This is a genomic window from Halobacteriovorax sp. JY17 (assembly GCF_002753895.1).
Classification (GTDB): domain Bacteria; phylum Bdellovibrionota; class Bacteriovoracia; order Bacteriovoracales; family Bacteriovoracaceae; genus Halobacteriovorax.
Genome location: NZ_NJER01000003.1, coordinates 185,529 through 211,859, shown reverse-complemented (window position 1 = coordinate 211,859; position 26,331 = coordinate 185,529). Strand labels below are relative to the sequence as shown.

Below are 26,331 nucleotides of genomic sequence, written 5' to 3'. Positions count from 1 at the left end.
TTTGGAGGAGTTTATGGAATCAATGATTAAAGGGATAATTCTAAATAAGAATGTCTATAAGACTTTAAATATCTTTGCTTATGCAACAAAAGGAATTCCGGGGCTAGAGATAAAAGTAGGTTCAAGTAATTCTAAGATATTGAAAGAGAAGATCATTTATCTCACGAGGAAGTCCTCTATGAGAATACCTCTTAAAAGATATGTAATTTGTGTAGAAGAAGTGGGAGGAAGTCTTCAAAAAGAAGAAGTGAGATGGTTAGAATTACCTATTTTAATTTTGTATTGGTCTTTAGCTGAGTGCTTACCGATTTCAAGATTGAGTGATTGTATTTGCGGAGGTGAGATAACGCTTGAGGGAGAGATTCGTCCATTGAAAATTCAAGGTAGCTATCTAGATTATTTTAATTCTTCAAAATGTGAAAAAGTGTGGAAAATAATTACAAGTAAAGGACAAGTTGAGTGTCTAGGTCTTATGAGATTGCCAGTGGAAGAGATTATTCATCTTCCACTGGATGAGTACCGTATTAAATCGATAGGGTCTTAACTAGATTTATGTACTGAGGAAGATATTCAGTTTTCTTTTCAAGACATTCATTAAAAGGAGCTGGAACAACATGGCCATTTCTGTAAGAGGTAACAAAAGAGTGATTTCCTTTGAGTAGTTCTTCAATTGCAAGATAACCCATTCCAGAAGCTATAAAGCGATCTTGCCCAGAAGGATTTCCACCTCTTTGAATATGACCTAAAATACAGACATGAGAGTCAATAGAGAAGTTATTCTTTAATTGCTCTTGAATACGGTGGCTAAGGCCTTCTTTTTCACCTTCCGCCACAATAATAATGGAGGAATTCTTTCCCCGCTTTATTCCACGTTTTATATCATTTGAAATCTCTTCAACATCTAAGGTTTCACTCGGGAGAACGACATTCTCAGCACCTGTGCAAACTCCTACATGAAGAGCAATGGCCGCAGATCTTCTTCCCATCACTTCGACAATGAACGTTCTCTCATGAGATGACGCCGTATCTCTAATTTTATCGACAGCATCGATTGCTGTCTGCACGGCCGTATCAAAACCGATAGAGTAGTCAGTTCCTGAGATATCATTATCTATCGTTCCTGGAATTCCTACCATTGGAACTCCGTGCTCTGTATGGAGAGCATAGGCACCATTAAAAGAACCGTTGCCTCCAATGACTATAAGGGCATCAATTTTCTTTCTCTTTAAAATATGAGCGGCTTCTTTTCTGGTATCGGCTTCATGAAACTCAGGACATCTAGAGGTTTGAAGAATTGTTCCTCCGTGTTGAATAATATTACCAACACTTGAGACATCTAATGGCTTTATATTTCCTTCAAGGAGCCCTGAAAATCCTCTTTGAATTCCATAAACCTCAAGGCCAGCGTTTATTGCTGATCTTACAACTGATCTAATTGCGCAATTCATACCTGGACTATCACCACCGCTACAAAGAAGACCTATTCTCTTAATTTCTGCCATTATCTTATCCTTACTTAAAAATTGATTTACCAGTAAATGAGTCTGGGCATTCTATATCTAAAATATTTAAAACAGTAGGGGAAACGTCCATTAAGGCATGTTCACCACTACTTACTTGAAACTCACAATCTTTTAACTCCTTGTGGAATACAGAGAAGGGCACAAGGGAGTTTGTATGAGAAGTGTGTGGAGAGCCATCTTCGTAGATCATTTGATCACTATTCCCATGATCTGCGGTAAGAAGAAGTGCAATATTCTCTTCTTCACATTTCTTCATAAGCCTCGCTACACATAGGTCTAGAGCTTCGACTGCCTTTACTGCGGCATCAAACTTTCCTGTATGTCCAACCATATCGGAGTTAGCAAAATTTACGAGAAAGAATTTTGTCTCTTTATCTTCTAATTTATCAATCAATTTATCAGTCACGAGGTAGGCACTCATCTCAGGCTTTTGATCGTAAGTCGAAACTTCTTTAGGCGAAGGGATGAGAAAGTGTTCTTCATTTTCAAAAGGCTCTTTTTTACCGCCATTGAAGAAGAAGGTTACATGAGCGTACTTTTCTGTCTCTGCAATTTTAAATTGTTTTATACCAAGACTTGATACGTATTCCGACATTACTCCCGACAATCTTTCTTTATTGAAGAGTATTGGAAGCTCTACTTCATCTGGAATATAAGGTGTCATGCAAAGAAAGTAGTTTGGAGTGAAGTCTCTCTTGAATTCACTGAATTTTGGATCGTTAAAAGCTAGTGCTAATTGAATGGCCCTATCAGGTCTAAAGTTTATAAAGAAGAGACTATCTCCTTCTTTCATTGCACTAGTCTCTCCAAAGAGAGTCGGGGTTATAAACTCGTCATAAATACCTTTTTCATATTCAGACTTTAAATAATCCATAGGGGATGTTTTAGAAATACTTCCCTGTCCTGTGAAGGTGTCATAGGCGAGCTTGATCTTTTCCCATCTTCTATCTCTATCCATACCAATTGAGCGACCTTGCATTGAGGCAAAAGTACAATTTGAAACTTTACTCATTTCTTCAACATACTTATGACCGACATCTTGAGCAGTGTCTCTTCCGTCCATAAAAGCATGGAAGAAAACCTCTAAGTCTCCATCACTTGTAAGAGCTTTAATGGTTTCTTTTATATGATCTATATGTGAGTGAACTCCTCCATCAGAGAGAAGGCCCATTATATGAATTCTCTTAGAGGCTTTTCTCGCAGATTCTTTTAATTCGATAAGTTTTGGAAGAGTGTTGAAAGTATGATTTTCAATAGACTCATTGATTCTAACAAGATCTTGTCTTACAGGTCTTCCTGCACCAAGATTCATATGACCTACTTCAGAGTTACCAATAACTCCTTTAGGGAGGCCTACTTTTTCACCACCGGCTTCAATTTTAGTAAAAGGATAATGCTTAAATAGTAAGTCTAGATTCGGTGTATTGGCGTGAAGGACAGCATTCTTATTATCTGATTCGCTTAATCCGTAGCCGTCGAGAATAACAAGTAGCGCTCGGTCACTTAATTTTTTGATAGATTTCAAACTTAACTCCTATGAATTTCTTCAATATTACCCTAACTACACCTGATGGTAAGGCCAAAAAAAGTGGCTAATAATTACTCTTTTTGTGAGGAAGAGTGTCTAAAATTTAGTCACTGTTTAAAAATCTATCTATTTAGAGCTTTCTAAGTCCCTGTTTCAGGGCTTTAAGAGTTGGCACTCTATTTGCTTATTAAATAGTGAACTAATTTTAATCGTATAGGGAAAATACACTTTCGGAGGTGTGAGAGATGAAATTTAAAACAGCATTCCATTTACTGGTTGCCGCAATGATCGCCTTTGGCGTGACATCTTGTGGTAGTGATAAGAACTCAACCGATACTGGTAGCATTGCAACACCTGTTGTTTCAACAGTGACTAACGGAACTGGAAACGGTGCGAGTACTAGACAAGAATTTTATAACGAAGTTGCAAACTATATGTTTGAGCAAGCGAGTAGCTCTGGACTTTACTCTTTTCCAAAGAATGTAAGCTCTGGTGGAGGCTTTGATTTTGATTTTGACTTCTGTTGGGGAGATGAGTGTTTTGAACAACAACTAAGTGGGTATCAATCAGAAATTAATCGTTATTACTGGAGATACTTAGAGTCTGATGGACAAACAATTATCAGAAACTTTACAGCGAATGGATTAAGTTACTCAGCTCCAGACTCTGATAGCCAATTTGGTGGAACAATTACATCTCTTAGAGATGGGATGCTAAGTATTATTACTAACGCTTCAAGAGTAGAGAAAGCGGTTCAGAGTTATTACGGATACTCATGGCAAACAGTTTCGTCGGGTGTTACAGCAACTCCATATGGGAGTGGGGTAGATCTCAGCGATAGATTTAACAATGGGTCAACAACGAACTCAAGTTACTCGAAAATCTTTAAATTTAAGCATAGCAACTATTGGTATGTAATAGATTTAACAAAACCAATAATTGCCAATCCTGTAGCAGTTTACAGAGATTAATAAATTATAGGAGAGCAAATTGCTCTCCTTTTTTTTTCTTCAAATTCCCCCTGCCATGAAAATTTAAAAGGCCTTATAATAGTTTAGAACTAATTTAAAAGGACTTTACTATGGCAGTTTTCAAAACAGATCTACAGGATATTTATTTTAACCTATTTGATGTTAATAACGTTGGTGAACATGCACCGGACTATGGTGATGATGAGTTAAAAGATATTGTCGAACAATTTAATAAATTTACTGAAAATGAAATCTTTCCAACGAGAATGATTGGAGATGAAGAGGGTGTGAAAATGGTGGATGGAAATGTAAAAGTTCCAGCATGTTTTCATGGACCTCATAAGCAATTCTATGAAAATGGTTGGTACGCTCTTGGTTATCCGGAGGAAATTGGAGGAATGCCTGCTCCACATGCGATCTCTATTGCGTGTAACTCAATTGCTATCGGAGCGAATGTTTCTTTTTCTATGTACTACGGTCTTACTCGTGGAGCGATGAATGTTATCAATCAAGTAGGAACGCAGGCCCAAAGAGATTTCTATGTATCAAAAATGATGACTGGCGAATGGGGTGGGACAATGTGTCTTACTGAGCCGGGAGCTGGGTCTGATGTTGGTGCCTGTAAGTCAACAGCAAAGCCTGTAGCTGACGGAAAGTATGCCATTAATGGAGTAAAGATTTTTATCTCTTCTGGAGAGAGTGATCTTTATGAGAATAATATTCATCTTGTATTAGCAAAAACTCCAGGGGCTGCTGAAGGGACGAAGGGACTCTCACTTTTTATTGTTCCAAGGTTTAATACTGAAACTGGTAAGTCTAATAATGTCGTTTGCACTAAAATTGAAGAGAAGATGGGGATTCATGCTTCTGCAACATGTGAGCTCACATTTGGTGAAAATGGAGAATGTGTTGGAGAGCTAATCGGAGAAGAGTTTGAAGGAATGGCCAATATGTTCATTATGATGAATGAGGCGAGACTTCTTTGTGGTCTTCAAGGTGAATCTCAAGCAAATCTAGCTTATATGTTAACTGAGCAGTATGCAAAAGAGAGAACTCAATTTGGAACGGAAATTTGTAATCTACCTGATGTGAGAAGACTGCTCTTAAGAATGAGAGCACTTTCTAGAGGAATGAGAGCATTAACAATCTACACTGGGAATCTCTTTGATAAAGAAGAGAAAGGAGACGAGATTGCAGCGAAAGAGATAGCCCTTCTAACTCCAATTTGTAAGGCCTATTGTTCTGATCAAGGGTTTAATGTTGCAGTTGATGCTGTTCAAGTTCATGGTGGATATGGATTTTGTACAGAGTATGGAATCGAACAATTTATTAGAGATACGAAAATTGCGAGTATTTATGAAGGAACGAATGGCATTCAGGCCATCGACTTTGTGACAAGAAAAATTCTAAAAGATAAGGCGCACACATTCTTTGAAGTTGGGAAGAAAATCAAAGCGGTAATGGAAACTGAAGAGGCAAAGGAATTTGATCATGAGAACTCAATGATTGGTAAGTCGATGGAGATGTCTGAAAAGGTTCTAGGAAAGTTTAGTGAGATGGCCGCTAAGAAAAATCATAATGGAATACTTTCTCATGCAACAGATTTTCTAGATTATTGTGGAAATCTTGTTGTTGCTTGGCAACTTTTAGAACATGCGTGCTTGGCGAAGAAGAAAATGGCCGCTGGAGCTTCTGATGAAGAGAAGAAGTATTACCAGTCCAAAATAGTCGACTTTAAAGTTTTTTGCCAATATCAATTGGTCAAAAATATTGGAATAGGAAATAGTGTTCTTAATTTTGAAAACAATTTGATGGAGCTAGAGCTTTAAGAGTTTTAGTGTTACTATCTTCTTTGAATTTAATGAATTAGGACAGTATGGACTCTTCTGAAATATTGAAAATTATAGCGGAATTTAATGAGAAGACTCATGGAAGTTCTGATTACGATAAAGGTGAGTTCTTTCTTAGGGGAGAAAATTCATCAAGTTTTGCTCCTTTGAAATTTGTTCAAAAGAAGCTTCAGGGAATTGGGGGAGTTGGATCACTTTTAAAACAAGGTTTTGTTTGTGATTCTTTAGAACTCTTTGAGCTTGATAATTTTACGAAATGGTTTGAAAAACAATTTTCTAAAAAATTGAAGCGTGGACAAGGAAAAGATATATCAATTCTTGGACTTCCAGATAATAAATCAATTTTCGATGCAGTTGAAACAGTGAATAAATGCTATCAAGTTTTATCTGCACAACAAATTCTTGTAAATGGTAAGAAGCTTCCCGTTCAACTTGGTGAATGGTATTCAAAGTGTATTTTTGGGCTTCATCAAAGAAAGTCGACTTCTCAAAGAGGTTTTGATTTCTACCTTGAAGGGAAGAGAGTTGAAGTGAAAGTTCACTGGGGTGATCATTCGTCGCCAAAAGGTGTAAAACTTAGAAAGAGCTTAGTAGAATTAAGTGATTTTTGCGTCATCATTTATGTTGCAAGAAACTTTATGATTCGAGAAGTTTGCTTTCTTGATTCAGAATTTATTAAAAGAAAATTTTCAAGTAAAGGGCACACAATATTTTTGAAAGATATTGATATCAGCCCTTACTTCTTTTCAAAATCTGATAAGCATACCAGTAAGGTTGTAAACTCGAATGCTTTAATGAAATTTTCAAATCCAAATCTAGCGATGAAACTTGTCGATAGATTTGGAGAATAAACTTTTAACGAATGTCGTACTTTAGAAGACGACATTCGATTCCACCATTGAAGAATGGCTTCCTCATTGATGTCTGTAACGAAATCGCTTTTCTAAATTCCTGATCACTTGTAAGTATAAAACATCTAAAACCTTTATAGTTTGCCTTAAAGTTTTCCCCTAGCTCGTGATAGAACTTTGGAAGGTCTTCTTCTTGTCCAAGTCTCTCTCCGTAAGGAGGGTTGGTTATAACAATGCCAGGAGCTTCTTCGTACGGCTCAAGAGTAAGCGCGTCAGCAACATCCATTTCCACTAAGTCACTTGGAAAGTTTGCTAGCTTTAAAGATTTTTGAAAAATACTTAATGCTTTTGATGAGAGATCACTTCCAAAGAATTGTCCTCCAGGAAGTTCATTAATACTATCTTCGCCTTTCTTTAAGAGGTCCATTGCATATTCTTCAAGTCTTTCTTGGTGATCTTCTCTTTTATACCAGAGGTGATCTTGGAACGAGAACATTTGGCTCTTTTTTGCGAGTCCGTGAAGCTTTAGCCACGCTCCCGGTAGGTTTGCCGCTAGATATAGAGCCTCTATAATAATTGTTCCTGATCCACACATTGGATCCATGAAAATATCTTCGTCTTTATTCCAATCAGTCGATTGAATGATTGCAGACGCTAGATTTTCTCTTAAAGGAGCTTCGTGACCATGAGGTCTATAACCTCTGTGGCTTAAAGGGTCTCCACATAGATCAAGATAAATTCTATTAAACCAGCCTTTTTGTCCATCAATAGCTTCGATTCTTTGAAGTAATGAAATATCGGGCGAGTCCTTTGAAATACTAGGACGAGTACCAACATTTTCTCTGAAACTATCTGCAATAGCATCTTTTAATCTTAGGGACATCACCATTGAGTTTTTAAAGAATCTATTGGCGTCTTTATCAAAGAGAGTAGAAATTTTAAAAGTTTGATTAACTGAGAATAAGTGATGCCACCACTTATCTTTTGCTAAAGAGAAATGATCATTATCTTTGTAGAATTTATATTGATGAACTTCAAGATAAACTCTACTCGCGAGCTTGGAGTTAATGATTAATTCAATGATATTCCACTGTCTGGCCTTAAATCTAATACCGCCAGTAAATTGTTGAAAGCTTTCACCGTCATACTTCTTCACTTCTTCTAGAAGCATCTCTTCAATTCCAGAAGGGCAAGAGGCGAAGTACCAATTTAATTTTTCAGCTGTATTTTCATCATTCATTGTTTGTCCTGTCGTCCCAAAATATTTTAGCTTTACTTAAAAGCTCTTGATAACTATTTGCCATTAACGGGTTTAGACTACCTTCTTTGAAGCGCTTTATTCTCCATAGAGCGATCGATAGAAACCCAATAACTATAGCTTTATCTAAATTCTCTCTTTCAAAAATTGAAAGAGGCCTAACATCTTCGTATCCATTTAAGTATGAATCTATTAAGGAAGAATTAATTCTTCCCTTCTCTAAACAAGTTCCAGAAATTGAAATACCTAAGTCAAATAAGTATTCTCCAACACCTGCTTGTTCAAAATCTAAGATGACTGCCAAATGGTTTTCATCAAAGAGAGTATTGTCGTAGTATAGATCTCCGTGAATAATTCCTTTTTCTAGAGGGAGTTCCATGAAGCTCACCAATTTATCGGGAAAGATATACTCAACAATTTCTTTAAAATCATCTGGGCATTTTTCACTTTCAGTATATTCAACAATCTCTTGTGGTCCAAAGCCAACACTGTGATGTGATCTAATATCTTCAGTATCACATTCTAAACTGTGAAGCGTTGCTAATCCTCGTCCAATTTCAAAACAAGTTTGATCACAAGGCCCTGGCGCAATTCCTTCTATGAATGGAAAAATAACCCCGAAGTACTCTTCGTAAATATAAACGTTCTCGCCGGCCTTTGTTGAATATGGTCTAAGAGAGAACTTAAACCCTGATTCACTTAAGTGAGTGAGAATTTCTTGCTCTTCTTTTAGATGATCAAAGCCTTTGTCATTAGAGACTTTTAGTAAGTATGCACTACCATCAATCTCAATTTTATAATTAGAATTTGATATTCCAAGAGAAAGAGAGCTCAAGCTTGTGATCTTTCCGAGTCCGTATAAATCGATAATATTCTGAGCGTCTGTAGCGCTCAGCTTTGTGTAATCACCCACAAAGTGTCCTTGTTGCAATGTGTCCTAACCGATAATGCTGATTTTTAGCTTTTTTAAGGCCTTAGGTCAACGACTTGGGTAAAGGTTTCTTGCTCCTATGGTGCCCTAAGTGTTATATTATCCGAGTTTTAGACATCAAATCTTGGAGGATTAAATGGAATTTACTGACTACAAAGTAAAAGATATCACGCTTGCGGACTGGGGACGTAAGGAAATCACAATTGCTGAATCTGAAATGCCAGGTCTAATGGCACTTAGAGAAGAGTTTGGAGCATCAAAGCCACTTAAAGGCGCTAAGATTGCTGGTTGTCTACACATGACAATTCAAACTGCTGTTCTTATGGAAACTCTAGTTGCTCTAGGTGCTGAAGTAAGATGGTCTTCATGTAATATTTTCTCTACTCAAGATCACGCTGCTGCTGCTATGGCCGCTGCTGGAATTCCTGTATTTGCATGGAAAGGTCTTAGCGACGAAGAATTTGACTGGTGTATCGAGAAGACTCTTAAGTGGGCCGATGGTTCTCCATTAAATATGATTCTTGATGACGGTGGTGATTTAACGAATATGGTTCACGATAAATTTCCTGAAATGATTGCAGGAATTAAAGGTTTATCAGAAGAAACAACTACAGGTGTTCATAGACTATATGAGAGAGTTGAAAAAGGTACACTAAAAATGCCTGCTATCAACATCAATGACTCAGTTACTAAATCTAAGTTTGATAACCTTTACGGATGTAGAGAGTCACTTGTTGACGGTATTAAGAGAGCAACTGACGTAATGATCGCTGGTAAAGTTTGTGTTGTTGCTGGTTACGGTGACGTAGGTAAAGGTTCTGCACAATCTCTTAAAGGTCTTGGTGGACGTGTTATCGTTACTGAAATTGATCCAATCTGTGCGCTTCAAGCTGCAATGGAAGGTTTCGAAGTAATGCCAATGAACGATGCTGCTAAGCTTGGAGATATCTTTGTTACAACTACAGGTTGTTATGATGTGATCAATGCTAATCATATTGATATGATGAAAGACAACGCAATTATTTCAAATATCGGTCACTTCGATAATGAAATTGCTGTTGCTCACTTAAATAACAACTACGATAAAATTAATATTAAGCCACAAGTTGATCAGTACATCGGTAAAGATGGAAGAAGATTAATTCTTCTTGCTGAAGGTCGTCTTGTGAATCTTGGTTGTGCTACTGGGCACCCTTCATTTGTTATGTCTAACTCGTTTACAAATCAGGTTATGGCACAGATGGAACTTTGGGATAATTCAGATAAGTATGAGAACAAAGTTTACATGCTTCCTAAGCACCTTGATGAAAAAGTTGCAAGACTTCACCTTGAGAGAATTGGTGTAAGACTTGATACTCTTTCTAAAGACCAAGCAGCTTACTTATCAGTTCCTGTTGAAGGACCTTATAAGCCAAATCACTACAGATATTAAATTTCTTTGCCCTTGTGTTTAGTAGCACAAGGGCAATTATACGGATGAATATATGAAGATCTACATAGGCTGTGATCACGCAGCATTCGAAGAAAAAGAACTCCTAAAAAATTACCTCATTGAACTTGGTCATCAAATTGATGATGTGGGAACTCTCGAAAATACTCGTTGCGACTACCCTGATTACGCAAGCTCTTTGGCCAAAGGGGTTGTTCGTGATGGTGTAAAAGGAATTCTACTATGTGGTTCTGGAATAGGAGTCTCAATGGTTGCCAATCGCTATAAAGGTGCAAGGGCAGCTCTTTGTAGAACCGAGTTAGATGCAAAGCTTTCTATTGAGCATAATAATGCCAATATTCTTTGCATTGGTGCTAGAATAAATACAATAGATGAAATAAAAAATATAGTTGCTATATGGCTGAGCGCTGAATTTCAAGAAGGTCGCCACGCAGAGAGAGTCGCAATGTTTAATGAGATCGGAGAAGATGTTTAATGTTTAGTTTGGAAAGATTAGCTTATGTTATTGTTCTTCTTGTCTCTCTTGCTGGTGCTATTGGATCTCATATAGATCTCACTTGGTATGAAGGAACTTTTGCTAGAGAGGATGGTTTTGTTGAATGGTTAACAGTCTTAGGACTTCTTGTTGGTTGTGTTCTATGCTTCTATAGAATTTCTATACTACGTCCATTTAGAGGAAAGTTATTTCTCTTTTGTACTTTTGTCTTAGGTTGTTTGTTCTTCTTTGGAGCAGGTGAGGAAATTTCTTGGGGGCAGAGGGTTTTGGGAATTCAATCATCTGATTTCTTTTTAACTCATAACTCTCAAGGCGAAACTAATCTTCATAATTTAATTGTTGGTGGAACAAAAATTAATAAACTTATTTTTGGAACAATTCTTGGAATTCTCATTGGTTTCTACTTTCTAATACTTCCTTTTCTCTATAGGAAGATAGATAAAGTTAAAATAATTATTGATTCAATGGCGATACCTCTTCCTAAGTACTTTCATATTGGGGCGTATCTCTTATTAGTCATCATTACTGAATTCATTGCCGGTGGTAAGAAAGGAGAAATCCTCGAATTTGGTGGCGTGTGGATCTTTGTCCTTATGACTTTTATACCTTTTAATAGAGAAATATTTTCTAGAAAGACATTTGACCGTTAGTTGAGTGATTCACTCTTGATTTCTAGTGTCATGACACGCCTTTAAATGAAAAGATACCATGGAGGTATTCACTTATTTAAAGGATTTTCTATGAAATTTATTTCTCTCGTGCTCTTTCTTTTCTCATTTAATGCATTCTCTACTACCCACGAAGAGGATCTATCAGAAGCTTCTTTTCAAAAGCTCATTGATACAAGAATTTCACCGGACTCGGTAATTTCATTTCCAATTAGAAATAGAGGGGTCTCTATAAATGCTGTTATTCTAAAGAATGGAATTGAAGAAACCGTTCAGAATCTTTCATTTAAAAGTGATTCCAGAACGAATTGTGAGAATGGAAATCATTTCTCAGTCACTGCAGATTTAAGCTTAGAGAAGTTTAAAATTCTAGGGGATTGGAATAAAGAATTTGAATTAGAAGTTGAAGGAAATTGTAGTGAAGGGCAGAAACTAATCTTTGATTATGACTCTGTTGGTGGTGAATATTTTAAAGTAAGAAATGTGGCGGCAACGCTTTCTCGAAAATTAAAAGAAATAGACCGAGACGACTTTATTAATGGAAAAATAAAAATTAAATTTCCTTCAAGTGGTGACTACTATAATGGAACAGTTAACGTGACGAAAGGTTATCAGTGGGATGTCGTAGGACATGAGATCGGTCACGCCATTTATGCTCACGGAAGAATTGGTCGAAGTGGTGGTGGAAGCCACAGAATTGATGAGTGTTATTCAAAGGCGCTGGCTCTCAGTGAAGGCTGGGCAAGTTTCTTTTCGGCGTGGGTTTCAGTCGATTTAAATGATCCAATGGCAAAGTTTGAATATATGGTTCCAAGACGTGCTCCTCTTGAAATTGAGCACGTTCCAAGTGATGTATGCAAGGGGCCGACGAATGAGTGGAGAGTCTACTCGTTTCTTTGGGATTTAATTGATCTTAATAATGATAATGAAAATATAAGTATCAGTTTTAAAGACCTCTGGGATCTTTCTGTTGGAAAGAACTTTCCTTCTATCATTGAGTTTAAAGATGAAGTTTTAAAGAAGGGCTTTGATCCAGTTCTTGTGAATGTCGTCTATTCTCAAAATATAGAAGGGCTGTAATTGACCTTAATGCTAAAAGCGTAGCCTCTTTTTCCTAAGAGGCTATTTCTAAAGTTTCCCCAGAATTCTGTGAACTCTAAGCCTTAGAACTGAGTATAGAGCTTCGAAAATAATTCCTCCGGCCATCTTAGATTGCCCATCTCTTCTCTCATAGAAAATAATAGGAACTTCTTTTACCTTTAATCCTTTGGCCCAGACTTTGTAATTTAGCTCAAGCTGAAAGATATATCCTTTAGAAATGATATTCTCTAAATCAAGAGACTCAAGAGCTTTTCTTGAAAAGCACTTAAAACCACCAGTAGTATCAAAAACTGGAATATTAGTGATAAATCTTGTGTAGATAGAAGCTAAGTATGAAAGTAGTAGTCTTCTAAAGGGCCAATTGATAATTCTAATTCCATCAATATATCTTGACCCAATTACGAGATCGTTAGTCTGAGCAGCCTCTAGAAGATCTGGGACCTGAGCTGGATCATGGGAGAAGTCACAATCCATTTCAAAAATAAATTGATACTCTCTCTCTAACGCCCATTTGAAGCCAGTGACATAAGCAGTTCCAAGGCCTAGTTTTCCAGTTCTTTGAATCATATGTAATTGAGTTGGATAAACTTCTTGGAATTTCTTTACGACATCAGCTGTTCCATCAGGGGAGCCATCCTCGATAATTAGGAGATTTACTCCCTTATGAAGTTCGAAGAGAGTCGTAATCATTCTCTCAATATTATCAATTTCATTATAAGTTGGAATGATAATCAGCGTTTTATCAAATGGTAACAATTCAAACTCCAGCTAGTTCATTAGTTCTATTTATTCTTACATTTTGGGCATCTATTTAGCAATGACTCGCGGTAGAGATTTGAGGATTTATAGAAAATATCTAAAGCTTTTTGGCCCGCGTTAGACTGAATTAACCAAGAGATTTTTTTGATAGTAGGATTTAGAGTGATTAAGTACTCGACAACTTTTGGGCCCTTTAAGACTTCATAGTTAGAGAGTAGCAAGTGAACTTCTCTCTCACATTCTTCTTTGTTTAGGATTGGAAATTTCTCAAATAATTCAACATTATTTAATGGCTGAAAATTGATATGAGTAGTGTGCTCCATTCGTTTTACTGAGTCAGTAAATCTCTGACAGAGTGAGCATTCATCATCAAAAATTAAAATAGGGGAGAAGTTCTCCCTTAATTGTTGCACTTCCATGGCACCTGCTTTTGATTATTTTATATATTCCAGTCTTCTCCAGCCTGAAACTTGATATCTTCTTGAAATAATATCAAATATTTTTCTATCACTATTCTTAGATATCTGTGCTTGCTTTTCTGCTTGCTCTGCGAACTTTAGTACTTCTTGGCTATTCTTTTTAGTCTTCTTCTTTCCAAATCTTGAAAGAAAGTCTGGCTTCTTGTTTACAACTGTTCTCTTGTTTGAATTAATTCCATCACCACCAGAAAAGGTTAGAATATTGTTCTTCTTTCTTGCTGATGAGTTAGAGTAGTTTCTTCTTGTGTTATTAAAGCTTCCATTAAACTTTGCCATATTCTTCTTGGCTTCAGAGCTAAGCGCTGTCGTTGCTACTCTCTGAGCGAGGTTTGCAGGTATTCCCATACTCTCTAAGAGCTTCGCTTCATTTTTTTGAGCTGCATTTAATATTGTATTCGGTTCAAGTTCAACTTTGCTATCAAGTTCCTTTAGTTTTGCTAGAGCATTATTTAAACTTGTTTGGGCGTTAGTTAAACTCTTAGAAGTTAGCTCCCCTTTTGCTAGAGTGCTAAAGTCACTAATGGAAGGAGATGAAAGTAAGCTTTGTCCATTAAAGCCTGAGATGGTTGTCATAACTTTCTTGTCGACACATGTATCTGTTTGAGCACAACGGCATGCCGGATCCTCTTTCATATTTTCATTAATACAAGTCATTCTCTCTGAGGTATAAGCTATCGCTCTGTTGCTCATTTGTGGCTGACAGTATTGTTGGTAATCAGGTCTTTTCTTAGAAGTCTCTTCAGTGCAAAAACATAGTTTATCAGTAATCGGGTTACAATCACCCTTACCTGGAAGCTTGTCTGCGATAGCCTTTGTCTTGTCAGCATACTTTTCGTGTGCCTCAATCTGATCATAGTAAAACTTTGTTAATAAAACTGAAGCGCCAAGTTTAAGTAGGTTTCCAGTACTTCCCCAGGTGGCACTACTCATTGACATCATTGCTATATAGCAAGCTGTTCCTGCCCCCCATCCTGTTGTTTGTATTTTTGCTGTTTTTGCTCGACTTTCGTGATTTGCAGCGGCCTTTAATAAAGAGTCCCTTTGTTGAGAAGATTCTTTAGTAGGTAGGTTGCTAATAGATTGTTGATCAGTAGTGGTATTAAACATTCCAATGGCTTCAGTCGCGATAGGTATATATTTACAATAATCTTTCTGTTCATCTTTGCTGTTTGTTGTTTGGTTTGCAGAGTCATCCGCTGTTTTGGCAGCATCACTTGGTTTGGCCCAACTACTTTTTGTAGTACTTAGGTCTCCGCCAGCAGTCCCCATAATCATGGCATAGGCTTTGGCGAGAGCACTGACCATGGATGACTTCATCTTCATGAATTTTGGATCAGCTTTATTTCCAAGACAAGCATCTTCCGTTTCACTATTTGCAGTACATTCTTCTTCGTAAATTCGTTGAACTTTTTCACCATGAACAAAATTTTCAGACAGGTCTTTGTCTTGGTCTGTGAGGTTGGATGGATCATTATTCTGCCCAAATTGAGTATCCATGATTGCCTGGGCACCAATATCAGCCGTGGATAAGAGGAGGAATAAACTTAAAAAGATCCTTAGCTTCATTGTGATTTCCTTATTTCAATACTTTATCATTTTATCACGGTAGTAAAATTCGGCCTATGGGAAAATCTCACCTCTTAAGTAAAATCTTTAATATCAATAACTTAACATTGTGAAGAGAGGGTGTTATAGTTTTGCCTAAGTGCAAAGAAAAGTTGACGTTTGACTCGCATCAATAGAGTTTGATACAAGGTATATTATGACTGGAAAAACACACGAAATAGAATTATCACACTCGATGGCCCATTACCTTCTGACGATTCATAAGTTGAAAGAGAGTAGAGGTTTTGCGAGAGTTACAGATATTGCAAAAGACCTTGGGCTTACTAAGGGAAGTGTATCAACGGCACTTAATAATTTAAAAAAGAAAGGTTTTGTCGAAGAAGAGGAAGATTGCAAATTTCTCATTCTTACGGATAAGGGTCACGATGAAGTTCATAGAATTCTTTCTTCTAGAACTTTACTCTTCTATTTTCTAAAAGACTTTGTTGGAGTAAACGAAGAGACTGCTGAAAGAGATTCTTGTTTAATGGAGCACTTAATGAGTTCTGAAACAGGGACGAAGTTCTTTGATTTTATGAAGAATCTTGCATGTACTTGTGAGAGAATCGAAAAAGAAGGTGGAAAGGTTCCTGCTGGATTTAAGTTTCAATCATCTTTAGACTTCTGCGAATTTGATAGTGCTGAGAAGTTCTTTGCCAGTCAGACGGGGGACTCACATCTTGGTGAAAAAGAGTAATCTAGTCTTACTTCTATTCATTCTTCTCTCATCAATTAGTCTGCGTGCTATGGAGTTAAGACAATACTGCTTCAAGAGAAATGTCTCTCTAGAGCGAGTTAAAATCTATTTAAATCAAATAAAATTAGAAAAAGATCTTATCACTCTAAATAGAGCTCGGCACTGTGTAGAGGTTGGCGTGGGCGAAGACAGGGTAGAGCTCTTCCAAAAGTATCTTTCAATGAATTATCAATTTGAGGTCATGGGAAATTCTGCTGTAAGGAAGAGGGAGTGTCTATTTGAAATAGAGACTCTAAGAGAAAGTGAGAAAAATACAAAGTCTATAAAGTTTGGCTCCAAGATTCATATTGGTGAAAAACAAAAGAGTAATGAGGGGAAATCTGTTTCAATGATTAGAGTAATGGAGCAAAAGCTCGCTCAATTATTTGTAAATGATACTTTGATTACTATTTCCTGCCAGATTCGAGGGAAATTTACAGAAGTCGATATTAACTTAGGAAATAAGAGAACGAACCTTATCACAACTATTCAAGTGAGTAAGGGACAGCGAGTGGATCTAGGAAGTATCGTGCAGGACTTATCAAGTAAAGATTCAGGTGTCTCTTTGTCGAAAGGGATTAATTATTCTAAGTCTTCTGGCTCTAAAAAGAGCAGCGTCTTTTTAATCTTAAAATAATCTATTGTTTTGTTTCATGTCGCAACTCATTCGTATATCATTAGCTAGTTAATAATTTAATTTAGAGCTAGAAACTATGAGTGAGAAGAATTACTTTAAAGATTTAAAAGAGATGCTACTTGAATTAAGTTTAGATAAGAAAAGAGGTCTGATCTTAGGAAGTCTCTCTTTGTTCTTCTTATTCTTTTCATACCCAATGATTAGAAGTGCTGCAGAGGCAATCTTTCTTGATATTTATGGTGCTAAAAAATCTCCCCACGTTTGGTTCTACTCCATCATTGCTCTGAGTTTTACTGTAACTATCTTTAATAAATTTCAAGCGACAAGCTCAATTCATAAAATATTTTGGGCCATAGGTGGAGTGACTGCTCTAGTATTTTCACTGTCTCTTTATTCTCTTAATACTGGATCGAATCTATTTGCTTATGTCTTTTATATTTGGAAAGAAGTTTATATTGTTTTAATGGTCCATACTGTACTCGCATTTATAAATTCTATCTTAAGCTATAAAGTAGCTAAAACAATCTATGGTCCAATGGGAGCATTGGGTTCTGTTGGTGGAATTCTTGGAGGATTGATTACGTCAAAGTACGCAGTTTCCATGGGGGGCGCGGAAGGAATAGCTCTTATTGGAACTTTCTTTGTTCTTGTGGGCTGCCTCTGTTTTCAGTTAACAGGAAAGAAGTTTGATCAACTTGATAAAATTGATGATAGAAAGAATGAATCTCCATTGCATTCAATAATAGAAGTTAGAAAATATATTTTTCTTATTGCCCTAGTTATTATTTTCTCTCAGTTTTGTATTAATCTTGCGAATTTTAAATTCAATATTCTTTTGGAGAGATTTGTTCAAACAAAGGCCGAGAAGGTTTCCTATTTAGGAAATCTCTACTCGTCAATAAATGGAATTTCTCTATTTATGCAAATATTGATAATTCCACTTCTCTTTAATCTCGTAAAAAATAGAACTATTCACTTTTTTATTCCTATACTTTTCTTCTTAGTTTCAAGTTTGAGTTTTACTTTAGGTGCCGCTTCTCTATTTCCTGTAATGCTGACTTTTGTTCTCTTTAAAGGAACTGACTACTCTTTGTTCGCAGCAGCAAAGGAGATGTTATATTTTCCACTTATTGCTAGACAAAAATTTGGAGCGAAGTATGTAGTTGATATGCTTGTGTATAGGCTTGCGAAAGGTGTAATTTCCCTAGTTCTCGTGTTCTATCAAAGCGAAACGTTTGTAGAATATTGCCTTGGAATTTGTCTAATTGCTTGGTTTTTTGTATTAATTCCTTTGTTTAGAACACAAGAGAAAGTATTAAGTCAAAATAAGGAGTATTTATGAATCCAATCTTGAATGAATATAAGACTGTTTTTGGAACAGTACCATTTGAAGAAATTAAAAATGAGCACTTTCTACCGGCCCTAGAAGAGGGGATTAGAGTAGGTAAAGAAAATATCGAGAAAATTAAAAATAATAAAGATGAGCCAACTTTTGAAAATACAATTCTTGCTTTAGAAGGTTCAAGTGAAATAATCGATAAAGCAGCTGAAGTTTTCTTTAATTTATTATCTGCGGAAACTAATGATGAAATGCAAGAGATTGCAAAAGACTTTTCTCCAAAGCTGACAGCTTACGGGAATGATGTAGGACTTGATGAAAAATTATTTCTAAAGGTTAAAGCTGTTTGGGATAATAAAGATTCAATGGATTTAGATGCAGAAGATTTAAAACTTCTGGAGAAGAATTATAAATCATTTGTTCGCAATGGTGCTCTGTTAAATGAGTCGCAAAAAGAAGAACTAAGAAAAATTGATGAAGAGCTTTCGACTTCAGGCTTAAAGTTTGGAGATAATAACTTAAAAGAAACTAATAAATTCGTAATGGTTCTTGAAAGTAGAGATGACCTTGCAGGACTTCCGGAAGGGGAAATTGAGGCAGCAGCAATTCTAGCGAAAGAAAAAGGACATGAAGGAAAGTGGGCAGTAACTCTTGATTACCCAAGTCTTATCCCTTTTATGACTTATGCGGAGAAGAGAGAGCTAAGAGAGAAGCTCTATATGGCTAACGGTTCAAAGTCTTGTAAGGGCGATGAATTAGATAATAAGGAAATAATAAAAAAGTTATCAGAGCTTCGTCATAAGAGAGCTAAGCTTCTAGGTTATGATTCTCATGCGCACTTTACTCTTGAAGAGAGAATGGCCGCGAATCCAAAGACGGTAACTGACTTTCTAGAAGATTTTCTTTCAAAAGCTAAAGATCAAGCAAAGAATGAAATGAAAGATCTCCAAGAGTATGTAGTAAAGAATGGTGGACCATCTGACTTACAGAATTGGGACTATGCTTTTTGGGCAGAGAAGTTAAAGAAAGATAAGTATAGTATCGATGATGAGATGCTTAAGCCTTACTTTAAGTTAGAGAATGTTGTTGATGGAGTTTTTCAAGTTGCAAGTAAGCTCTATGGGCTTAGCTTCAAGAAGAACGAAGAGATGCAAAAGTACCATAAAGATGTAATGACTTATGAAGTTCTTGATGAATCGGGAAGACATATTGCTGCATTCTATGCAGACTTCTTTCCTAGAGCTGGAAAGAGAAATGGTGCTTGGATGACTGCTTATAGAGGACAGTCTAATGTTGATGGAGTAGAGAAGAGACCACATATCTCAATTGTGTGTAACTTTACTAAACCAACAGAGACGAAGCCTTCTCTTTTAACTTTTAACGAAGTAACAACTCTATTCCACGAATTTGGTCATGCTCTTCATGGAATGCTTGCTGATACAAAGTATGAAAGTCTTTCAGGGACAAATGTTTTTTGGGATTTCGTTGAGCTTCCTTCTCAAATCTTAGAGAATTGGGCCTACGAGAAAGAATGTTTAGACCTATTTGCTAAGCACTATGAAACAGGTGAAGTGATTCCAAGTGAGTTAATTCAAAAAATTAAAAATAGTGCAACTTTCCACGAAGGTAGAGCAACTCTGAGACAAATTAGCTTTTGCTTACTAGATATGGCCTGGCATAGTGGTGATATTGGAAACGTAATAGATCCTGAGAAATTTGAAAAAGAGGCCATGGCTCCTGCAAGTTTACTACCTTCTGTTAAGGGGACAATGATGTCGACTTCATTTGGACATATCTTTGCTGGTGGTTACTCTTCAGGGTACTACTCATATAAGTGGGCCGAAGTCCTAGATGCTGATGCATTTGAGCACTTCAAAGAGAATGGAATTTTCAATAGAGAGATTGCAACTAAATTTAGAGATAATATCTTATCAAAAGGTGGAACGGAACATCCGATGGAGCTTTATAAGAAGTTTCGTGGTGCAGAGCCAACGCCTGACGCTCTTTTGAAAAGAGGCGGATTAATTTAAATAAATTCTAATAAAAGCACTCGCTTTATTGTGAGTGCTTTTTAAAAATATCTAAACTCGAATTCCAGACAAAATCTTTTTCACCAGTCGTTGATAAATTTAAGAGATGACTAATTAACTGACTTGAAAAATCAGTAGAGCTCTCTTTTGGAAGAATTGATGGCAAGTTATCAACAGCTAATAATTCAAGTTCGCAAGTATTTAAAAATGGTTTTTCCCAAGACGTAATGTGATCGTAAATAGGAATAGGATTGAGATCACTTGTTGGATCACAACTTACATCTCCAATAATAGAAAGCTTCTTCTTTCTTTCTAGCATCTCACGGGTTACAAAAGGAGGAATTTTCTTAGTCATAAGTACACAATTAATAAAAATGTCATGCACTCTTATTTCTGGAAACGGCCCACCTTTCTTTGTTTCTTCGTAGTCCCAAAGTGTTGTTTCTACTTCAAATTTATCGAAGACTTCTTTTGCTCCATTTCCACATCTTCCTAGAGCACCAATGATTAGAGCATTTGGATGAATAGAGCTTTTCTTCTTATTTTCAGATATTTGTTGAAAGAGTTCTTCAACATTTTCAAAAGAAGTAAGAGCGGGGTATGGATGGCCAGTTTGCTTTTGATAGAACCTATCAAGACTAATCGCAGCCCCTATAAATCCGGCCCACTTTCCAAAAGCGGCGACTCTTCTAGAATCAGGTCCTACAAGGTATTCAAGATCAAAGTGTTTTCCACCACCGTCCTTATATCTCTTTAAAACTTCTTTAGCCCCATGTTGCCCTTTATAAATATGAGCAAAGTAGATATGTCTATGAATGAGAGGAAAGTCATCAATTGGTAATTCTTTTAAACCTAGAATAAATGAATCTCTATCTTCATCGGGCCAGCTATTTTCTGGAATAAGTTTACAACCAACATCGATATAATCTTTATTCTTAAAAATTCTATCGGGACAAGCTTCAACTTTTACGACGTGTCCTTGATCGATTAACTTCTTTGCATCACTTGGAGTGAGAGGCGTTCTTCTTTCTGAGCTCTTATATTCTTTTCTAAGTATAAACGTTGCTGCCATTACTCTTCCTACTTCTGGGCGATCTTTGCTTGAAACTCTTTCACTGAAGTTTCGTACTGAGATATTAATCTGTCCACAATTTCTTTCACTGGCTCAATCTTATTTGAAAATTCAATGGAAGGTCCCGCACACCAGACCGTTTTATAGGTCGCCGAGAAAGCGGCTTTTTCTATGGCCTTCATTCCCTTGTAGTAGGTAAGCATCTTGGCGTACTTCTTTAATTTCTTATTCTTATTTAGGTATGATTCTACAAAGTTTTGTTCCGTACCAATTTTTTGAACATAAGGAGTATTGATAACAGTACAAGGTGTTCCTGAAACACGCGAAGTTAGAACAATGTCCTTTGCACCAAATTTAACAGCAGCTTTCTTATAGTCTTCTGTCACTCCACTTTCGTTAGAAGCAATAAAGGGAGAACCAATTGAGGCGCCTTCCGCTCCAAGTGCTAGTGTTGAAAATAATGCAGAGCCAGTTCCAATTCCCCCGGCACTTATCACTGGTATAGAACAATTTTCTTTTAATAGAGGAATTAGGATAGAAGTTGGTGTTGGCCCAGCGTGTCCTCCTGCCCCTGAATTGACGGCAATGACAGCATCAGCTCCAAGAGACTCAACTTTCTTTGCATATTCTAGATCTACAATATCGCAAATGATTTTTGTTCCTTTTGAGCCACAGCGCTTGATAACTTCCTCGGGACTTCCAAGAGAAGTGATAATGAAGTCTGGAATATATTTTTCACAAATTTCTATTTGCTTCTTTAGATGAACATTGGACTTATTTACAATTAGATTTATGCCAAATGGTCCTGTGCACTTTTCCTTTAATTCTTTTATACCTTCTTCAAACTCCTCTGGACTTCTCCAGTTTAAAGCTGGAATACAGCCCATGATTCCACATTTAGAAGCCTCAATAAGCATTTCATTATTTGAAACGAGGAACATAGGCGCCATAATGATAGGATATTTAATTTTAAAGGTTTCAGTTAACCAAGTATTTATCACGAAAAGTCTCCATTTCTATTAACTTAAGTAGTTGTATTTATTCTTACATATATGCCTATCGCCATAAAGTTTTATTTTGTAAGAACTTATTTGCAGTATTTAAATAAAGTCTGCTTTACAATAATTAAAAAGATCAGGAAGATTTTTAATTAGGAGAATATACAATGAAGAATTCGTTGAAATGGATTTCACTTTCTTTACTCTTAAGCGCATCGGTGAATGCTGCTCCAAGTAAGAAATTAATTACAATTGATAACGATGCAGTGAACTTTACTAATAAGTCATTTGCACAAAAATCTATGACAATCAAAACTGTTGAAGGGATTTCACTCTTAGAAATTGATGAAGACGCTATTGCTGAATTAAGTCATGAAATGCATGATAAATTCCATAGATGTGGTGGATTCATGGTTCATGATAGCATTGAAGAAGCTCTTGAGAGTTTAAATGCGACAGAGGTTAGAAATTTCGCTAAATCTGCTCCATTTGCAGATTACTCAATTACAGAAGAAGAGACTGTTAGAGACCTAATTGCTCAAGTAAGTGAGAAGAATATAACTGAGGTAATTACTAAATTATCTAGCTATAAGAATCGTTACTATAAATCACAATCAGGTGTTGATGCTGTTCATTGGATTAAGGATCGTTGGGCAAGTTTAGTGGCGCATAGAAATGATGCGAGAGTCGAGCTTTATGAGCACTCTAGTTGGGATCAGCCATCTGTTATTTTAACAATAGATGGATCATCTGATGAAACGATCATTATTGGTGGACATGCAGATTCAATCGCAGGTTTCTGGGGAAGAGCAACAGCTAGGGCTCCTGGGGCAGATGATAATGCTTCAGGTATTGCAACTATAACAGAAGTAATTAGAGTTCTTGCAGGTTCAGCTTATAAGCCAACGAAGACGATAAAGTTCATGGGTTATGCAGCAGAGGAAGTTGGACTTCTTGGATCAAAGGCGATTGCTAAAAGCATGAAGCAAAAAAATGCAAATATTATAGGTGTTCTTCAACTAGATATGACAAACTTTAAAGGGTCAGATCTAGATATCGTTATGATGACTGATTACACTAATCAGCAACAAAATGAATTTATCGGAACGCTCCTAGATAAGTATCTTCCTGAGGTTGGTTGGGGATACGATAGATGTGGGTACGGTTGTTCGGATCACGCATCATGGCATGGAGAAGGTTATCCAGCTTCAATGCCTTTTGAGTCAAAGAAAAATGATATGAATCACAATATTCATACTGCTCGTGATACAATAGAACAATCAAGAGGTGGTTCACTTCACGCAGTAAAGTTTGCTAAACTTGCTCTTTCTTATGCAGTAGAGCTTGATCGTTAGACTGATTTAATACTGTAAGTTATGATGGGCCACAACACATTTTATATGGAGTATACGTGGCCCAATCTGAGGTTCCTTCTTTAGTAGATTTTGATGAAGTAAAAAACCTATTAGAGACAGAAAGAAAAACAATCTTAAAAATTAATAGCTTTAGTGATGACGACGATTATGTTCGTTCAGTTGAAGATGCAGAAATAATTCTAGACTTCATAAAAGAAGTTCAAATATCTCTCCACACATTCTTTTCAGAGTTTCCATCACTAATCCCACTTTTTGGAAAAGAGTACACAACATTCTATGATTTTATTCAAAGAGATAATGTTCTAGACCTAATCTTCTTAGATGATTGTATGTTTCCAGAGCAAGAGAGATACTACTTTGGTCAAGATGGTGGAATTAGTCTAAATATCATGTCTCTTCACCAGAAAGCATTCTTTGAATGGATGCAAAAGGTTAAGAGTAATCATGTTAAGTCTCAAACGAAAATTTTAGAAAGCTTTAGCTTGTCTCTTAAAGTTTCCGATCTTGATTGCCAGTGCTTAAGTTGTATTGCAAATTATAGAACAAGGCTGCGAGAGTTTATCTTTGAATCTTGCCAAGAAAATATTCAGAAAGCTTTTGAAAAAATTGAAAGTTCTCTTAATTTACCAATTGAAGAAATAGGTGAGCTTTATAATAATTTACAAAAAGAATTAGATAAGTCTCTATTTAAGGCGAGAAATAAGTTAAAGAGATCGTCTTTAAATAGGTTAGAATCTCAAATCAAAAATAATCTAAGTGATAAATTTGACTACCCAAGTGATCTCGCCAAAGATCATGCGAGAAATATTATTCCCCACCTTCGTGACTGGTTAAATAATAACGAGTTCTCAGAAGATTTAATTGAAGATCATGAGTATGAGAAATTCTTCTCTCAATTAGGATCTAATCTGTGGAAGGGAAAGAAATATCTTCAAAGAGAATTTAGAAAATTTGTCAGAGCGATTGTTGTTCTAAAAAAGAAAGATGTTTCCTCTAAAATCCTAAATGATTATCTTGGAGAGTTCTGGATTCATTCTAATGCTAGAGAAATTAAGAGAAAAATTATTTATCATATGGGTCCAACTAACTCAGGTAAGACTTATCACGCTGTTGAAGCGCTAAGTAAGGCAAAGACGGGTTGCTACCTCGCTCCTCTTAGATTACTTGCAGGAGAGCTCTACGATACTTTAAATGAAAAAGGTGCCAAAACAACTCTACTTACAGGTGAAGAAGTTATTGAAAACGAAGGTGCGACTCATTTTTCTTCAACAATTGAAATGGCACGCTTTGGTGAAATTTTCGATTGCTGTGTAATTGATGAAATTCAAATGATTACGGATAAGCAAAGAGGCTGGGCGTGGACTAGGGCGCTAGTGAATGTCTATTCTCCAGAGATTCATGTTTGTGGGGACCCATCAGCTTATGAAATGGTAAAAGAAGTTGCTGACTTATGTGGTGATGAATTAATTGTTAAAGAATACACCAGAATGACGGAGCTAAATGTTGAGCCTAAGCCAATCGTTGTTGGTCAGCTTGAGAAGAATGATGCTCTTATTGTTTTTTCGAGGAGAAATGCTCTTCGCTTTAAAAGAGACCTAGAAAAAGTTGGGTTTAAAGTCTCAATTGTTTACGGACGATTAAGTCCTGAAGTAAGGCGTGAGCAAGCTCGTAAATTTGATGAGGGCGAGACGGATATTATTGTTTCAACAGATGCAATTTCGATGGGGATGAATCTTCCAATTAGAAGAATTGTTTTCTCAACACTGTCTAAGTTTATTGATGGTCATGAATTTATAATCTCTCAAAGTGAGATCAAGCAAATTGCTGGTCGTGCGGGAAGATTTAAGCGTTTTCCTACTGGCTTTGTAACAACACTAACAAAAGTAGAAAATGGTATTAAAGAAATAAACGATGCGCTTACTGCAAATTTAGCTCAGTCTACTCAATGCATGGTTGGACCTGACTTAGATATTTTTAATAAAGTGAATAATGCCTTAGATGATAATAATCTTCCAGGTCTTAAGCTTTCTGAGTTCTTACGCTTATTTCATACGATGGATTTTAAGAAACCATTCTTCTGCGTTCAGCTTAAGGAAATGATTGAACTTGCTGAGATGGTTGAAGATACTGATACTGAAAATATTTTAACGACATCTGAAATATTTGGATTTGCTTGTGCTCCGGTTAATCAAGGATTATTAGAGCATGTTCAATATTATATGTGGATTTTATCTCACTATGTAAAATCTCAAAACATTCTCAATGAGCCGATTGATTTTAAATCAAGTGACATCGACTATCTTGAAACTTCTATTAAGTGTGTAGAGCTCTATCAATGGCTTGCAAGGCATTTTGATAATAAGAATTTTCTCTTTAATGAAGCTGAGCTTCTTGAAAACAAAGGCGGAGCAGTTGATAGACTAAATGTTCTACTCTCGGAAAAAATTGTTCCTACGTGCTCAAGCTGTGGAACAAAGCTTACTGAGAAACATAAATTTGCTATCTGTGAAGATTGCTTTCAACAGAGAAAATTTAGTCGTAGAGGACCTCGCTCTCCAGGTGGTAGAAACTCTAAAGCAGCGGCCTTTAAAAGAGGAGCTCCTGCTGGAAAAAATAGTGGCGGAAAAGCGACTTTCAAAAAGAAGAGAAAGTTTAGCGGGAAGAAGAAATAAG

At 36.5% G+C, this 26,331-nt stretch carries 23 protein-coding genes; 14 read left to right on the top strand and 9 right to left on the bottom strand.

The genetic code is table 11. The annotated features are described in order from the left end of the window. Window positions 1-13 precede the first annotated feature (13 nt). Window positions 14-544 carry a hypothetical protein gene (locus tag CES88_RS13335; RefSeq protein WP_290735264.1) on the top strand — a complete coding sequence of 177 codons (531 nt, stop codon included), beginning with the start codon at window positions 14-16 and terminating at the stop codon, window positions 542-544. On the opposite strand, the gene pfkA is transcribed toward CES88_RS13335, so the two are convergent. Then, a complete protein-coding gene (gene pfkA, locus CES88_RS13330) occupies window positions 525-1,502 on the bottom strand; it encodes a 6-phosphofructokinase (protein ID WP_290735261.1) in 978 nt (325 codons plus the stop codon). The genes CES88_RS13335 and pfkA overlap by 20 nt on opposite strands. 10 nt (window positions 1,503-1,512) lie before the next feature. Then, window positions 1,513-3,048, bottom strand: coding sequence for a 2,3-bisphosphoglycerate-independent phosphoglycerate mutase (gene gpmI / locus CES88_RS13325; RefSeq protein WP_290735258.1), 1,536 nt, complete (start codon window positions 3,046-3,048; stop codon window positions 1,513-1,515). A 248-nt stretch (window positions 3,049-3,296) separates the two neighbouring features. On the opposite strand from gpmI, the gene CES88_RS13320 reads away from it, so the two are divergent. The 3 genes from CES88_RS13320 to CES88_RS13310 all read left to right on the top strand — a co-directional run bounded on the left by CES88_RS13320 (window position 3,297) and on the right by CES88_RS13310 (window position 6,723). Next, the gene (locus CES88_RS13320; RefSeq protein ID WP_290735255.1) at window positions 3,297-4,022 is read left to right on the top strand and encodes a hypothetical protein; all 726 of its coding nucleotides are present in this window, start codon (window positions 3,297-3,299) and stop codon (window positions 4,020-4,022) included. Between the two features lie 110 nt (window positions 4,023-4,132). Further along, window positions 4,133-5,851, top strand: coding sequence for an acyl-CoA dehydrogenase (locus CES88_RS13315; protein ID WP_290735253.1), 1,719 nt, complete (start codon window positions 4,133-4,135; stop codon window positions 5,849-5,851). A gap of 65 nt (window positions 5,852-5,916) precedes the next feature. Further along, the gene (locus tag CES88_RS13310; RefSeq protein WP_290735251.1) at window positions 5,917-6,723 is read left to right on the top strand and encodes a hypothetical protein; all 807 of its coding nucleotides are present in this window, start codon (window positions 5,917-5,919) and stop codon (window positions 6,721-6,723) included. Window positions 6,724-6,727: 4 nt separating this feature from the next. Here the strand turns inward: CES88_RS13310 and CES88_RS13305 are convergent, their stop codons facing one another. Then, window positions 6,728-7,963: a hypothetical protein gene (locus CES88_RS13305; RefSeq protein WP_290735249.1), complete on the bottom strand. Its 1,236-nt coding sequence runs from the start codon at window positions 7,961-7,963 to the stop codon at window positions 6,728-6,730. Next, entirely contained in the window at window positions 7,956-8,894 is a 939-nt protein-coding gene (locus tag CES88_RS13300) for a phosphotransferase (protein WP_290735246.1), read from the bottom strand. The genes CES88_RS13305 and CES88_RS13300 overlap by 8 nt, the downstream gene beginning before the upstream one ends. Window positions 8,895-9,048: 154 nt before the next feature. Here CES88_RS13300 and ahcY point away from each other — a divergent pair, with 154 nt between their 5' ends. The 4 genes from ahcY to CES88_RS13280 all read left to right on the top strand — a co-directional run bounded on the left by ahcY (window position 9,049) and on the right by CES88_RS13280 (window position 12,606). Then, window positions 9,049-10,344: an adenosylhomocysteinase gene (gene ahcY / locus CES88_RS13295; protein ID WP_290735244.1), complete on the top strand. Its 1,296-nt coding sequence runs from the start codon at window positions 9,049-9,051 to the stop codon at window positions 10,342-10,344. A gap of 52 nt (window positions 10,345-10,396) precedes the next feature. Next, on the top strand, window positions 10,397-10,837 hold the full coding sequence (gene rpiB, locus CES88_RS13290) for a ribose 5-phosphate isomerase B (protein ID WP_290735242.1): 441 nt from the start codon (window positions 10,397-10,399) through the stop codon (window positions 10,835-10,837). Next, window positions 10,837-11,508, top strand: a complete 672-nt coding sequence (locus CES88_RS13285) for a hypothetical protein (protein ID WP_290735240.1) — start codon at window positions 10,837-10,839, stop codon at window positions 11,506-11,508. Before rpiB ends, CES88_RS13285 begins: the two co-directional genes overlap by 1 nt. A gap of 90 nt (window positions 11,509-11,598) precedes the next feature. Further along, entirely contained in the window at window positions 11,599-12,606 is a 1,008-nt protein-coding gene (locus CES88_RS13280; RefSeq protein ID WP_290735237.1) for a hypothetical protein, read from the top strand. A 48-nt stretch (window positions 12,607-12,654) separates the two neighbouring features. Here CES88_RS13280 and CES88_RS13275 read toward each other — a convergent pair whose 3' ends face one another. The 3 genes from CES88_RS13275 to CES88_RS13265 are packed head-to-tail and all read right to left on the bottom strand — an operon-like array spanning window position 12,655 to window position 15,431. Then, window positions 12,655-13,383, bottom strand: coding sequence for a polyprenol monophosphomannose synthase (locus CES88_RS13275; RefSeq protein ID WP_290735235.1), 729 nt, complete (start codon window positions 13,381-13,383; stop codon window positions 12,655-12,657). Window positions 13,384-13,409: 26 nt separating this feature from the next. Further along, window positions 13,410-13,805: a DCC1-like thiol-disulfide oxidoreductase family protein gene (locus tag CES88_RS13270; RefSeq protein WP_290735234.1), complete on the bottom strand. Its 396-nt coding sequence runs from the start codon at window positions 13,803-13,805 to the stop codon at window positions 13,410-13,412. 15 nt (window positions 13,806-13,820) lie between these two features. Beyond that, window positions 13,821-15,431, bottom strand: a complete 1,611-nt coding sequence (locus CES88_RS13265; RefSeq protein ID WP_290735233.1) for a hypothetical protein — start codon at window positions 15,429-15,431, stop codon at window positions 13,821-13,823. Window positions 15,432-15,627: 196 nt separating this feature from the next. Between CES88_RS13265 and CES88_RS13260 the strand changes: the two genes are divergently transcribed. From CES88_RS13260 to CES88_RS13245, 4 genes are all read left to right on the top strand, one after another. After that, complete coding sequence (locus CES88_RS13260; RefSeq protein ID WP_290735231.1) at window positions 15,628-16,167, top strand: metal-dependent transcriptional regulator; 540 nt, start codon at window positions 15,628-15,630, stop codon at window positions 16,165-16,167. After that, complete coding sequence (locus tag CES88_RS13255; protein WP_290735228.1) at window positions 16,154-16,843, top strand: hypothetical protein; 690 nt, start codon at window positions 16,154-16,156, stop codon at window positions 16,841-16,843. Before CES88_RS13260 ends, CES88_RS13255 begins: the two co-directional genes overlap by 14 nt. A gap of 76 nt (window positions 16,844-16,919) precedes the next feature. Continuing rightward, window positions 16,920-18,185 carry a hypothetical protein gene (locus tag CES88_RS13250; protein WP_290735225.1) on the top strand — a complete coding sequence of 422 codons (1,266 nt, stop codon included), beginning with the start codon at window positions 16,920-16,922 and terminating at the stop codon, window positions 18,183-18,185. Then, window positions 18,182-20,212 (top strand): M3 family metallopeptidase, encoded by a 2,031-nt coding sequence (locus tag CES88_RS13245; protein WP_290735223.1) that lies wholly within the window; start codon window positions 18,182-18,184, stop codon window positions 20,210-20,212. Before CES88_RS13250 ends, CES88_RS13245 begins: the two co-directional genes overlap by 4 nt. Window positions 20,213-20,237: 25 nt before the next feature. On the opposite strand, the gene CES88_RS13240 is transcribed toward CES88_RS13245, so the two are convergent. Beyond that, window positions 20,238-21,284: a saccharopine dehydrogenase gene (locus tag CES88_RS13240; RefSeq protein WP_290735221.1), complete on the bottom strand. Its 1,047-nt coding sequence runs from the start codon at window positions 21,282-21,284 to the stop codon at window positions 20,238-20,240. A gap of 8 nt (window positions 21,285-21,292) precedes the next feature. Beyond that, on the bottom strand, window positions 21,293-22,282 hold the full coding sequence (locus tag CES88_RS13235) for a nitronate monooxygenase (RefSeq protein ID WP_365993271.1): 990 nt from the start codon (window positions 22,280-22,282) through the stop codon (window positions 21,293-21,295). A 167-nt stretch (window positions 22,283-22,449) separates the two neighbouring features. On the opposite strand from CES88_RS13235, the gene CES88_RS13230 reads away from it, so the two are divergent. Both CES88_RS13230 and CES88_RS13225 read left to right on the top strand, forming a co-directional pair. Further along, the gene (locus tag CES88_RS13230; protein WP_290735215.1) at window positions 22,450-23,637 is read left to right on the top strand and encodes a M20/M25/M40 family metallo-hydrolase; all 1,188 of its coding nucleotides are present in this window, start codon (window positions 22,450-22,452) and stop codon (window positions 23,635-23,637) included. A 56-nt stretch (window positions 23,638-23,693) separates the two neighbouring features. Next, on the top strand, window positions 23,694-26,330 hold the full coding sequence (locus CES88_RS13225) for a helicase-related protein (RefSeq protein ID WP_290735212.1): 2,637 nt from the start codon (window positions 23,694-23,696) through the stop codon (window positions 26,328-26,330). Window position 26,331 lies beyond the last annotated feature (1 nt).

Coding starts and splice junctions, on each gene's coding strand:
- CES88_RS13320 (WP_290735255.1), top strand. CDS start 3,297: ATGAAATTTAAAACAGCATTCCATTTACTGGTTGCCGCAATGATCGCC.
- CES88_RS13250 (WP_290735225.1), top strand. CDS start 16,920: ATGAGTGAGAAGAATTACTTTAAAGATTTAAAAGAGATGCTACTTGAA.
- rpiB (WP_290735242.1), top strand. CDS start 10,397: ATGAAGATCTACATAGGCTGTGATCACGCAGCATTCGAAGAAAAAGAA.
- CES88_RS13230 (WP_290735215.1), top strand. CDS start 22,450: ATGAAGAATTCGTTGAAATGGATTTCACTTTCTTTACTCTTAAGCGCA.
- CES88_RS13260 (WP_290735231.1), top strand. CDS start 15,628: ATGACTGGAAAAACACACGAAATAGAATTATCACACTCGATGGCCCAT.
- CES88_RS13245 (WP_290735223.1), top strand. CDS start 18,182: ATGAATCCAATCTTGAATGAATATAAGACTGTTTTTGGAACAGTACCA.
- CES88_RS13285 (WP_290735240.1), top strand. CDS start 10,837: ATGTTTAGTTTGGAAAGATTAGCTTATGTTATTGTTCTTCTTGTCTCT.
- ahcY (WP_290735244.1), top strand. CDS start 9,049: ATGGAATTTACTGACTACAAAGTAAAAGATATCACGCTTGCGGACTGG.
- CES88_RS13315 (WP_290735253.1), top strand. CDS start 4,133: ATGGCAGTTTTCAAAACAGATCTACAGGATATTTATTTTAACCTATTT.
- CES88_RS13270 (WP_290735234.1), bottom strand. CDS start 13,805: ATGGAAGTGCAACAATTAAGGGAGAACTTCTCCCCTATTTTAATTTTT.
- CES88_RS13335 (WP_290735264.1), top strand. CDS start 14: ATGGAATCAATGATTAAAGGGATAATTCTAAATAAGAATGTCTATAAG.
- CES88_RS13305 (WP_290735249.1), bottom strand. CDS start 7,963: ATGAATGATGAAAATACAGCTGAAAAATTAAATTGGTACTTCGCCTCT.
- CES88_RS13240 (WP_290735221.1), bottom strand. CDS start 21,284: ATGGCAGCAACGTTTATACTTAGAAAAGAATATAAGAGCTCAGAAAGA.
- pfkA (WP_290735261.1), bottom strand. CDS start 1,502: ATGGCAGAAATTAAGAGAATAGGTCTTCTTTGTAGCGGTGGTGATAGT.
- CES88_RS13280 (WP_290735237.1), top strand. CDS start 11,599: ATGAAATTTATTTCTCTCGTGCTCTTTCTTTTCTCATTTAATGCATTC.
- CES88_RS13265 (WP_290735233.1), bottom strand. CDS start 15,431: ATGAAGCTAAGGATCTTTTTAAGTTTATTCCTCCTCTTATCCACGGCT.